The organism is Vibrio genomosp. F6 (assembly GCF_005146325.1).
GTDB lineage: Bacteria > Pseudomonadota > Gammaproteobacteria > Enterobacterales > Vibrionaceae > Vibrio > Vibrio cortegadensis.
On record NZ_SYUT01000031.1, the window covers coordinates 139062 to 151009 of the forward strand.

The 11948-nt window shown below is 42.0% G+C and carries 10 protein-coding genes; 7 read left to right on the plus strand and 3 right to left on the minus strand.

All coding sequences use genetic code 11. The annotated features are described in order from the left end of the window. Positions 1-47: 47 nt before the first annotated feature. On the plus strand, positions 48-1865 hold the full coding sequence (locus tag FCV43_RS13790) for a DUF3413 domain-containing protein (protein WP_136995519.1): 1818 nt from the start codon (positions 48-50) through the stop codon (positions 1863-1865). Positions 1866-2048: 183 nt separating this feature from the next. Here FCV43_RS13790 and FCV43_RS13795 read toward each other — a convergent pair whose 3' ends face one another. Beyond that, positions 2049-3020: a TDT family transporter gene (locus FCV43_RS13795; RefSeq protein WP_136995520.1), complete on the minus strand. Its 972-nt coding sequence runs from the start codon at positions 3018-3020 to the stop codon at positions 2049-2051. 211 nt (positions 3021-3231) lie between these two features. Here FCV43_RS13795 and FCV43_RS13800 point away from each other — a divergent pair, with 211 nt between their 5' ends. From FCV43_RS13800 to dapD, 4 genes are all read left to right on the plus strand, one after another. Beyond that, positions 3232-4140, plus strand: a complete 909-nt coding sequence (locus FCV43_RS13800) for a LysR substrate-binding domain-containing protein (RefSeq protein ID WP_017054049.1) — start codon at positions 3232-3234, stop codon at positions 4138-4140. Between the two features lie 132 nt (positions 4141-4272). Continuing rightward, complete coding sequence (locus FCV43_RS13805) at positions 4273-4569, plus strand: YebG family protein (protein WP_017054050.1); 297 nt, start codon at positions 4273-4275, stop codon at positions 4567-4569. Positions 4570-4694: 125 nt separating this feature from the next. Beyond that, the gene (locus FCV43_RS13810) at positions 4695-5336 is read left to right on the plus strand and encodes a MarC family protein (protein WP_017054051.1); all 642 of its coding nucleotides are present in this window, start codon (positions 4695-4697) and stop codon (positions 5334-5336) included. A gap of 226 nt (positions 5337-5562) precedes the next feature. Next, positions 5563-6594, plus strand: coding sequence for a 2,3,4,5-tetrahydropyridine-2,6-dicarboxylate N-succinyltransferase (dapD, locus tag FCV43_RS13815; protein ID WP_136995521.1), 1032 nt, complete (start codon positions 5563-5565; stop codon positions 6592-6594). A gap of 112 nt (positions 6595-6706) precedes the next feature. On the opposite strand, the gene FCV43_RS13820 is transcribed toward dapD, so the two are convergent. Continuing rightward, positions 6707-7891 (minus strand): NnrS family protein, encoded by a 1185-nt coding sequence (locus tag FCV43_RS13820; RefSeq protein WP_017054053.1) that lies wholly within the window; start codon positions 7889-7891, stop codon positions 6707-6709. A 506-nt stretch (positions 7892-8397) separates the two neighbouring features. Here FCV43_RS13820 and FCV43_RS13825 point away from each other — a divergent pair. Beyond that, complete coding sequence (locus tag FCV43_RS13825) at positions 8398-9792, plus strand: O-antigen ligase family protein (protein ID WP_136995522.1); 1395 nt, start codon at positions 8398-8400, stop codon at positions 9790-9792. Here FCV43_RS13825 and FCV43_RS13830 read toward each other — a convergent pair. Next, on the minus strand, positions 9781-10719 hold the full coding sequence (locus tag FCV43_RS13830; protein ID WP_170961665.1) for a LysR family transcriptional regulator: 939 nt from the start codon (positions 10717-10719) through the stop codon (positions 9781-9783). The two genes, FCV43_RS13825 and FCV43_RS13830, sit on opposite strands and share 12 nt — an antisense overlap. Positions 10720-10802: 83 nt before the next feature. On the opposite strand from FCV43_RS13830, the gene chrA reads away from it, so the two are divergent. Next, entirely contained in the window at positions 10803-11945 is a 1143-nt protein-coding gene (gene chrA / locus FCV43_RS13835; RefSeq protein WP_136995523.1) for a chromate efflux transporter, read from the plus strand. Positions 11946-11948 lie beyond the last annotated feature (3 nt).

Here is an 11948-nt window from a genome sequence, read left to right on the forward strand (position 1 = left end):
CGTCGCTTTTTTACACTGCTGCCCTAATTTGATTTGGATTCGTATTTATGCTGAAAAGACTCTCTTATAATAACGCTTGGCTCATCGCGTTTTTCTCTTGTTTCAGTCTTTATCTTTCTATCGCCTGTTACCCGTATTTACTCACCGTCAATCCTCAGGAATATAGTCTCTTACAGGTATTTTATCTCGCAGCAACCCAAATCGGATGGTTAGGGCTTATCTGCTTTCCTCTATTGTTAACTACAATCGTCGCGAGTTTTTTACCCACAAAGAGTTTCAAATTTATCTGTGCCACCATAGCGATCATCATTCTAATCGCACTAAAAATCGATATTACGGTTTTTCAACACTATAAATTTCATATCAATGCATTACTGATCAAAATGTTTCTGGATTCTGGAAATGAAGTATTCAATGTTTCATGGCTGAGCGCGTTGATATTCATAGCCGAATTATTCGCTCTTACTATTGGGTTCGGCGTTACCTTATGGCTAAGTAATAAATTAGCTCGCAGTAAAGTGAAGTACGTGATGATCTCAGTGTGGTTCGCCCTACTACTCAGCAGCCAAGCGATTCATGCATGGAAAAACGCAACGTTCGATAATGAAGTAAGTCAATTCACCAGTAATTGGCCTCTTTACTACCCACTCACTGCCCGCTCATTTATTTATGAGCACGAGCTTGTCAGCGAAGAGTTTGCTCAACAAAAGCGGGTGGAGTTTAAATCTTGTGAAAAAACGGAATTACAATATCCATCAATGCCAGTTGAGATTCAGCAGAAAGAGAAACAACCAAACGTACTATTTATCTTGGTTGATGCATGGCGCTTTGATGACAGTAACGCTGAGATCATGCCGAACGTGAGCAAGTTCAAAATCAAGAGCAGTCAATTTAATCAACACATGAGCGGTGGGAATTCTACGCAAGCTGGTATATTTAGCCTGTTTTATAGTTTACCTGCGACCTATTGGAACACCTTTTACGCCAATCAAGTGTCGCCACTCTTTATGGATAAATTACAAGAATCAAATTACCGCATGGGGATTTTCGGCTCGGCGGCTTTAACCAGTCCGCCACTATCGCGCACTGTCTTTAAACAGGTAGACAATTTACGATTGCGCACACCGGGAACCACTCAAGTAGAACGCGATGCGAGGATCACCGAAGACTTTATAGCTTTCCAACAGCAGGAGAGTGAGCAACCTTACTTTGGATTTTTGTTCTACGACTCAGCGCATGGCACTGAATTTCCAGAGCCTGAAGGGGCTAAATTCAAGCCTTATCTTTCTCGAGTGGATCATATTCTTCTTGATAATGACTTTGATCCTGAGCCTTACCATAACCGCTATAAAAACTCTCTTTTCTATATTGATGGGTTAATTGGGAAAGTTCTCGAAAAGGTTGATCTAGACAATACCATCGTAGTGATCACCTCTGATCATGGCGAAGAGTTTAATGATAATAAACTGAACTACTGGGGGCATACTGGCAACTATAGTCAGGCTCAAATTCATGTGCCGTTATACGTCTATCAACCAAATAAAGTCGTAAAAGAGATCGATTATCGCACCACTCACTTCGATGTCGTTCCGACGTTAATGGATACGCTTTTTACTACTCAATCAGATGTGTCTGATTATAGTGTAGGGGCAAACTTGTTTGATGGTTCAACACCGCGCGATTGGTTTATCTCAGGCAGTTACTACAATTATGCGCTTGTTGGCAAAGAGACGATGCTTGTCGTCAACCCAGCAGGCAATTCAAGCCAACTTGATAATCAGTTGCAGCCAGAATCTGATAAAAAGATTCCTATTGATGCGATACAAAAGTCACTAGAAGACATGTCTCGCTTTTATAGAAAATAGTGTTATAGAGCGTTGCTTCTAATAAGTAATGTTTCTTAATAAGTCGTGGCTTTTAAAAGAGATCGGCACCTTTAGGTTAACAGTAGAAAACGCTATGTAGCCAAACAGAAACAAAAAATAAGCTTGTTAGGTTTTATCATCTTAACAAGCTTATTCTTTCATCAAATAGATAGCCTAACGCTGTTATGAGAGCGCTACCGGTCTCATTTTATATGGCTGATAATAAGCAAAGTAACGAATCGCAACATACCCTACCACAGCCGTGGCAACACACAATTCAACTCCTGCTAACCACCACACCTGAGCCACGTACTCTTCATCAACACCAACACTTTGCATCCAGTTCGCAGTTTTAAACAGTGCCGTTGCTCCTATTACCATGGGGAATGTGAATGCCGCATACCCAGGGCTAAACGGTAATCTCAACAATTTAAAGAACGCGAGATAGATGATTGTGGTCATTAAAATCGCGATACCAAATAGAGTCGCGATCACAACCGGTGACGGGCTTGAAGTGACACTGAGATAACCTGCCAAAGATAAGCTGGCTGGCGCCGCGAGAATAGCAATTGTCGGTTTTGCTGCATCCGGAATTTCATGCGTAAACATTAAGCGATAGATCATAATGGGCAACATCACGGCGTAAGCTACCATGCCAAACAGTAGTGTTATATCAGCAATAGGTTGTAGCGCTGGCGTGCCCGAAAAAGCCACATCGGCAACAATAATGCCAACAGGTGGTACAAACCAGCTTGGCACCATATGATGTAACTCGAAACTTTTTGCTCTGTGATACATAAAACTAGCCAAAAAGATGACATGCAATAGTACTGCGGCAAACCAAATGGCATCACCCACTATTGGGTAAAAATAGCCAACAGAACTTGAAACGATCATGGTGCCCATCGCAAATGTCGGGACAACACTTCCAACAACCGGATGCGCTAAGTCTTGACGAAGTAAATGGCGATGCACTAAAAACTTAACCGCAAGAATAGCCAATAAAATCGACGCTATCACCGCACTCGTCCATTGTGCGTAGCCTCCGCAATCAACCATGTTTTCCCAACTCCACCCTAAACTTGCAATAGCCAGTGCGAGCCCAGCCATAGGAGTTGGCGCTCCCATCACTTTAAGTTTCATTCTATTTATCATTTCCGCCTCACTTTGGAGCTATTGGACAATCTGCAACAGCAGTAAACTCCGATGACGTCATCATACGCTTGCAATACGTTCTGATATATCTAATCATATTAAACAGGCGTTAAGATATACTTAACGAACTCGCATTATCCTAACAACGATCAATGTTTGCTTAGTTCACGTAAGTAATAAGTTGGCACAAGTAATTAGATGGAGAGAGTAAATGGCTCATAATGTGTCACTCAAGCAACTAAAAGTTTTTGTCACCGTTACTCAGCACTGTACTTTAACCTCCGCTTCCGAAGCGTTATTTCTCTCCAAAGCAGCCGTTAGCATGGCACTATCCGAGTTAGAGAAACAGCTGGGACATTCACTGTTTGACCGCGTTAATAACCGTTTAATTCTGAATCAAGAAGGTCAAAAACTCTTGCCGCTTGCCGATGAGCTATTACATCGGGCAAAAGGAATCGATGACCTTTTTGAAGACAATCAACCACTCAGTGGCAGTCTTAAAATTGGCGCCAGCGACACCATTGGTAACCAAGTTGCCCCTTTTCTTCTCAGTGGGTTTCGTCAACAGTACCAACATCTATCTCAAAGCTTGTTCATTTCAAATTCTGCGTTGATCTGCCAAAAGCTGATCGACTACGAACTCGATATTGCGCTAATTGAAGGGAAAACATTGAACCCTGAATTGATATCACGCCAATTTAGTCAGGATGAAATGTGCATTGTTGCCGCACCTAATCACCCATTAACTCATCACCCATTAGCCTCAAGTAGCCAGCCGATAGCACTGCATCAATTAGAGCAAAGTCATTGGATACTACGAGAACCGGGATCGGGCACTCGTGAGTTTTTCCTACGTACCGTTGCTCCTCGCTTAGAGAGTTGGCATGAAGCTTTTGAACTCAATACCACTGAAGCAATTATTAACTCCGTTTCAGCAGGGCTTGGGTTGGCTTGCTTATCTCGCTTGGCCGTCAATACCGCCATCAACGACGGACGTGTTGCCCTCATTGAAACGCCTCTCGATATGAAAAGACGCTTTTGGTTGTTAGTCCATAAGGAGAAATATCAGAGCCCGCTGCTAAAAGCCTTCATGCATTACTGCCAATCAATACAAAAGTAATGCTATAAATCAGGAGGTGATGTCGGTTCTCTAACCGTTCAACTCTCAAAACTCTGCCTTCAACTGGACATTTAAAACTTGAAACTGTATAAAAAGCCAGTAGAAATAGTTATCAATTATTGAGGAATAACCATGGCTGTAATCGTCAAGTACGTGGTCGAGCGCAACGGAGAAGAAAAGATGACTTTTACCTCTAAAGCTGAAGCTGACGCTTACGACAAAATGTTAGATATGGCAGATGAGCTTTTTACATTGATTAATGGTAGTGAGCTCATCGAAGATGAAGGTAAGCAAGAAGAGCTTGCGATGTACCTTGCGAAAAATAAAGAAGAAGTGCTTTATGCTTTAGGCGCAAAACGCAAACCAACGCCTAAAAAACCAAAAGCGGTTGAAGCCGTGGCGGATGAAGCAGAAGACGACGCAGCATAAGTATTTAGCGTCTACTTTCGATTCAATATCAATTTTCAATAGCCAGCAATTTGCTGGCTATTTTTTATTCTCAATATCTTCTATGATGCTGATACATACCACGAATACTTGCTAATAGGAAAGAGATGAAAGAGCTAATTATCCACACCATTACGGTTTTCATGGGCTTTTTTGCCATAATGAACCCCATCGCCAATACTCCGATTTTTCTTGGTTTAACCAACGGTGAGAATCGTCAAACTGTTAAATCTATCGCTTTTCGTTCAGTGTTGATCGCCTTCATTATCATTTCTGTATTTACTATTTCAGGCCGTCTTATTTTCGATCTCTTTGGCATTACGCTATATGCACTGCGTATTACTGGCGGAATATTAGTGTTTTTGATCGGCTTTCACATGCTGCAAGGTGATTCGACTCATGGCAAAGCAAAAGAGAAGGTTCAATCAGATGCGCAAAATGATTCTGCGCTCAGTATTGCCGTGTCCCCATTAGCTATGCCCATTCTCGCCGGACCAGGAACCATCGCAACCGCGATGAACTTTGCGACAACTGGCGGCATTTACGAAATGGTGATTACCATCATCTCATTCGGGTTACTGTGTGCCTTAACCTATGTGCTCTTTGTTTTTGGGGAAAAATTTGTCAAAGCAATTGGACCAAGCGCATTGAATGTAGTCACTAGAATGATGGGGCTTATTTTGGCTGTTATTGGAATGCAGATGCTAATCGAAGGGATTGAACAAGCCTATAAAGCACTCGCGATTTAAACTGATTTTACGTCTATCACGCTAATTTCTTATAGACGACAGCTATCGCTATAAAGACAACACATATCTATTTACAGACTTTCTACCCGCGCCCTCTTTCATCTGAAGGGCGCTCTCTCTATGATGTTTATCAACAAATGATTTTAACGGTCCAAGCCTGCTCAGCATAGAAAGACAATAAAGCTTGGCCAACTGAAACAAATTCAAATATGGAGATTATTAAATAATGGCGACTTTTTCTCTTGCCTTCGGCACAGCAACTAAAAACCGTGATGGAAAGATCATTGAAGCATTTTTTCCTAGCCCACTCTTAAACCCAAGCGATGCACTCGTTTCTGCTGTCGCTGAAGTGATTGGTTACACTGAAGGCAACCAAGCCCTTGAAATTTCAGCGGTTCAAAGCGAAGCGCTTGTTGCCGTATTCACAGCAAACAATGACACTGCAAATGCTTCTTTCGCTCAAAAAGCGGCGCAATCAAACCAGCCATTAGTTGCCGTTATTCTCGCAACAGATGAGAAGCCTCAATCGGTCGCGGAAGGTTTCCTTAAACTGCAACTTATCTCAAACCGTCTAGTGAAACCACATGGCACAGTATTAGATGGCATTTTTGGTTTGCTACATAACATTGCATGGACAAACCAAGGCCCTATCGATTTACCTGAGCTTGCAGAACGTCAAATTGATGCTCGTCTTGCAGGTGAAGCGTTAACGGTCGATTGCGTTGATAAATTCCCTAAAATGGTCGATTACGTTGTTCCAACAGGAATTCGTATCGCTGATACTTCCCGTGTTCGCCTTGGCGCACATGTGGGTGAAGGCACAACTGTAATGCATGAAGGCTTCATCAACTTTAATGCTGGTACTACAGGTGTGAGCATGGTTGAAGGTCGAATTTCTGCAGGTGTTGTGGTTGGAAATGGTTCTGATATCGGTGGCGGTGCATCAATCATGGGTACACTGTCTGGTGGCGGTACTATGGTGATCTCTATCGGCGAGAACTGTCTGTTAGGGGCAAATGCTGGCCTTGGTTTCCCTATGGGCGATCGTTGTACGGTAGAGTCAGGTCTATACGTTACTGCAGGAACAAAAGTTCGCATGCTAGATAACCAAGGCCAAGAAGTAGAAATTGCTAAGGCACGTGACCTTGCTGGTAAGGCTGATCTTCTTTTCCGTCGTAATTCGATTACTGGTCAAATTGAGTGCTTAACCAATAAATCTGCGGTTGAGCTAAACAGCGAGCTTCACAGTAATAACTAATTAATTCAGGCTGACGGATCCAATTCCAAGCTTTGAATTTCTCGCTACAGATAATAAAAAAACCGAGCTCTATTTGAGCTCGTTTTTTTTATGTTTCATTTAATCACGTGAATTATCCAGGATGACCATCAACTCTTGGCGTTAATAACATCATTCCAAACTTCCACACAAACATACCAAATGACAGCGCCCATAACACAGCACTAATATTGATCATCAGCATCATTTGTTCTGGCATAAAGGCGACGCCTAAACTACGAACTAAAGCCGCAAGTAAAACAGCAGAAAAGGCCAACCACATACTTGGGCCTTTATAAATAGCACGACCCGTATGGCCCATTGTGACTCGAGCTATCATCGCTAAAATCACACCACCCAGTCCGCCAATCGCAAATAAGTGCAACATGTTATGGCTGACAAATGGGTTATCAATCACGCCACGCAACACCAAGCTTAATGGAATACAAAGGTAAGCACTATGCAGGCTCCAGACAAGCGGCTCACTTAAAGTTGTCCACGGTTTCCAGCGAGCGAAACGGACAAACTGCGCGATGCCGGCAAATAACATCACTTCTTGCCCAATTTGAGAAAAAGTTAATGGGAAGAAGCTCAATACGAACAAGCTCACTAACGGCAAATTTGCCACCCACTCTAACCACACCAATGGTTGAGCTTTCTCGAAATTAAAGCGTTTCGCGGTAAAGAATGGGATAACACGCCCACCCATAACGGACAATAATAATGTAAACCACCACAGCATCGCCTGCCATACCGCCGCAGAGCTAAATGGAGGCATTCCTTTTATCGTGGCATAGCTAGCAAAGTTAGCAACAATAGCAAGCACAAAGAGCGGGATGAAAAACAGGTTCTTCCACCCTTTAGAACGTACCACTCTAAACCCGATCTCATAAGCCGACAGCGCTAAGAATAACGCTTCAATTGATGAAATAAGCCATAACGGTGCTGGTGTCCAAAATAAAATGCGAGGTATTATCCAAAGCATGACAAGGAAAGCCAAACGATAGTGTTTGGTTCCATTGACTCCAGTCCATGTTTGCACTGCAGTTAATACAAAACCCACCACAATCGCCATCGAAAATCCAAATAGCATCTCATGCACATGCCACCACAAAGCAGGGACTTGCAGCATGTCTGGTTGGCCATTTTGGAACATAATGACCCAAGCGATAATGGCAATAACAGCGTAAATACTGCCTAAGAAAAAGAAAGGACGAAAACCAAGGCGAAGATAGGCAGGAATACGCTCTTCAACACTTTTGTCTGTAATATTTAGCAAGGTGGCTCCTTTATTGGTACTTCCCGATAAAGCACTAATAATAGTTTAGCAAGATTATACTCTGTACATTGCATTATTCAGGCCAAGAATTTAATGCTTTATAATTAAAGGGTTAAGACAATGACAATACATTTTCGTTGTCAAAAAGACAAAATCAAAAGAAGTCTAAATGACACGATGGAATAATTTAGACCTATTGGTGTGTAGAGCATTAATAATGATTATGAACAAACAGCAAAGGCAAGTAATTTTGATGACGATAGGTCATTCATAGTTAGAAAAACAACGCATTATTCAGTAGCGACTATGGATGTTTGGTAGCTTCACGAAATTGGTGAATGATATGTGCCATTTTTATATTGAAGTGTAACTGGTAAATAGCAACATATGCCCCCAGACCCATTTTCTAATATTGCAGATCACACCGTTTAGATTTAACCGGTATCAAAACAACACCTGATTCCACTTTGGTCTAAGCTATTAAAAAGATAATAAAAGGCCGTTGTATGGTGCAATCCAAGTGGAAATTCACTCTATTAATGGGATTCACTTTCTTAGGAATCATGGTGTTATGTTTCAACACTTTTATACCTCGAAATAGTGTCTTCTTGCTGTACGACGCAAAACGCGTTTTCATCTGTTCCGTACTTCTTATCTCTAACCTTATTATTTTAAGCGACCGCCACTGGCGAGTTCGTATAACACAACAATTTACGGAGCTTAGCCTTAGCGTTGGGTGGGTTCTTGTTATTTTCGGTATTTTTGCAGCTATCGCCAATTTTCAAGGTATTGATTTTTGGCGAGCTCAAACGGATTACTTCTATTTCTTAGGATTAGCGCTACTGACCGCCTTTCTATCTATTGGGTTTGAATCCCAAAAAGTGCGACTTTATAGCTATTTCTGCTGGATAACGCTTTTACTGTTTCTCTCGGTCAGTGTCGGGTTTTGGCTTCGAGTTTACTATCAACTTGAAACGAATATTCATACCATTTTTGGATTTGCAAACGCCCGATTTTTGAATCAAGTTCAAGTGTGGCTGATTATTCCGACACTCTACTTCACTCTCTGTTTTAGAAGAAAGCGATGGCTTTATAACGCATTACGTTTTCTACTTTGTACTCATGTAGCTATTATTTTTGCTTTGGATGCTCGTGGGATTTCCATTGCCATCATTACAGCCATTCTTATCTGGGCTAAAATTGATAAGCCCTTAAGATCGCAAATACTTAAACTACTGCTATTCAGTATTATTTTTGGCTGTTTACTTCGTATTGTTTTTCTTGCCCCATTACCTGCCTATCTATTTAATGATGGATTGTGGACATGGCCAAAAGTTCGAACCGACTCTCCCGGGCGCATGGCGCTGTGGGCCGAAGCAATAACCCTGTCTTCGCTGTTAGGGCTAGGAGGTGATGGTTTTGTATGTTCATCCAAATTATTTGGTCGCCCACATAACTCTGCACTTTTAGTCTTGGTAAATTGGGGGCTCATTCCTCTACTTTGCTACGGTTTCTTACTTTTTTTCACACTGAAAACCGTCATTACGACCTACCATCGCTGGGTTCGAGTGACAGGATTAAGTGTTTTAGCTGGGTTTGCTTATAGCCTCGTTTCCGGAGTTCTCGACTCTCCGCTTAGCCAGTTACTGGCAGTAATCTCACTCGCTATTTTTTGGTCCGCATGTAAAAAACATCACCCAGTTTGTGCTTCTCATCCATCAAAAATAAAACATCGATATTTCCAATACGGGATCGTTGGAGTGTTACTGTTAAGCTCCCTGTTAACAGCGAATAAATTGTATCTTCGAATAACCAACTACCCTGATCAAGAATTTTCAGTTCAGCTTAAACCTCAGTTTTGGCTTGGATACAATTGCTCAGGGCCAATATTATTCAAATGAATCAAAAACACCCAACACTAAAGATTGAAGCCAAATTTGCTTCTCATCACTCGCTCTGGCCTTATTCCAAATCATTGATATATCAAAGTCATCTATCGAGATTGGAGGCAATGCCGTGGTCAAGTTATCATTGAGCATATCAGCTTGAGCCATCAATCTTGGGACTGTCGCAATCAATTTTCGATTCTGAATTAAGCGTCTTACGGTCAAAAAGCTGCGTGACGCAACGGGTATGAACCGCGATACACCTAATGCTTTTAATCTTTGATCACTTTGTGTTTCAAGTATGCCATCAGGACTAATTAACGCATGCTCGGCATCAATAAACTCTTGTAGTGTGAGTTCTGAACCAAAATGATACTGGGCGGGATCGTACAAGCAAACATGCTTTTCTGTGTATAATTTTTGAGCTTCAAATTGATCGTCTAATCGCGTAATACTCCCAACCATAAGATCCAGCCGATCCTTATCAAAAGCCTCAATATAGTTGTGACGAGAGACATTAATAAAGCTGACTTGAGCATCAGGAGCTGATTGGCGAATCGCATCATAAATCGCTGGCGCAAAGATCAATTCAGCGTAGTCAGTTAAACCAATTCGACATACTCCAGAGTACTCACTTGGCGAAAAATGGTTAGTCCATAATAGATCGGTTTGAACTTGAGTGAGGATCGTTTCTATGATCGGAGCGATTTCGTGAGCACGATCTGTCGGTGCCATGCTGTGGCCTTTACGTTCAAAAAGTGGGTCGCTAAACAGTAAACGCAATCGAGATAAACTGTGGCTCATCGCTGATTGGCTAACGTAACTTTTTTCAGCGGCCGCGCTCACACTCCGACTCTGATATAGCTGAGAAAAAGCAACCAGTAAGTTTAAATCCACATTTTTCCAATTCAAGTCAACCACATCAAATCCTATTTCATTCATAGATACTAGAAAAACTATCAATTTGAATCATTATAATTCAAATCGTACTCTACCCACGATGATTAATTTTATGAGTACACACTATGTTTTCTATCTTCAAAGTTTTCTTTGGATTAGGTTGGATCAGTTTTGGAGGGCCGGCTGCCCACATTGGATACTTCAGACAAACATTCGTTGAAAAATTAAATTGGCTAAGTGATAAAGATTATGCCCAGATAGTCGCTCTGAGCCAGTTTCTTCCCGGCCCGGGATCAAGCCAAGTGGGTTTTGCTATAGGCTATAAAAAGGGAGGATTAAGTGGAGCATTCATGGCTTTTCTTGGGTTTACACTTCCATCTATCTTAATCATGTTATTACTTGCGGTTCTAAGCAGTCAGTTAACGGAATCCCCTCTATTTCAAAATGTAGTACATGGATTAAAACTTCTCGCCGTCGTGGTCGTTGCCGATGCGACATGGGGAATGTACAAAAATTTTTGCCAATCACGCCTGTCTGTCACTCTATGCGTCATCACTGCTTTAGGTCTACTACTTATTCCTAGCATCGGCACTCAGGTATCTCTTTTATTGCTATGTGGCATGGTTGGAGCGGTCAAGCTACAAGACAGACAAACCCAGCCCCCAAGCCCACATAAAATATCACTGATCCCTCTTTTACTGTTTGCTCTTTTGCTCTTCGGGTTACCGCTCATAAGTAAGGCTACACCTGAAATTGGGCTATTTTCAGACTTCTTTCAAGCTGGGAGTTTGGTCTTTGGTGGAGGCCATGTCGTTCTTCCACTACTGCAAAACATTGTTGGTGACCAATTAACTCAGGAAGCCTTTTTAACGGGCTATGCCACAGCTCAAGCGGTTCCAGGACCAATGTTTACTTTTGCTACCTATATTGGTTATCAATTACTGCCTAACACGCCTATTTTCGGGGCATTGCTGGCGACACTTGCGGTATTCCTTCCGGGCTTTTTACTGCTTCTTAGTGTATTAAAAAACTGGCAAACCCTAGCAAGTAACGCTTTCGTTTCGGGAGTGCTCAATGGAATTAACGCCTCCGTTGTAGGCTTACTTCTATCAGCACTCTACCAACCCGTTTTTGTCAGTGCTGTCGCTTCAGGTTTAGACATAGCCGCAGTGATCTTAGGCTTCTACTTACTGAAACAGTGGAAAATACCCATCGTCTATTTAGTGCTACTTTTCGCTGTATCTGGGGTGGGAATAAGCCACCTATAGCGA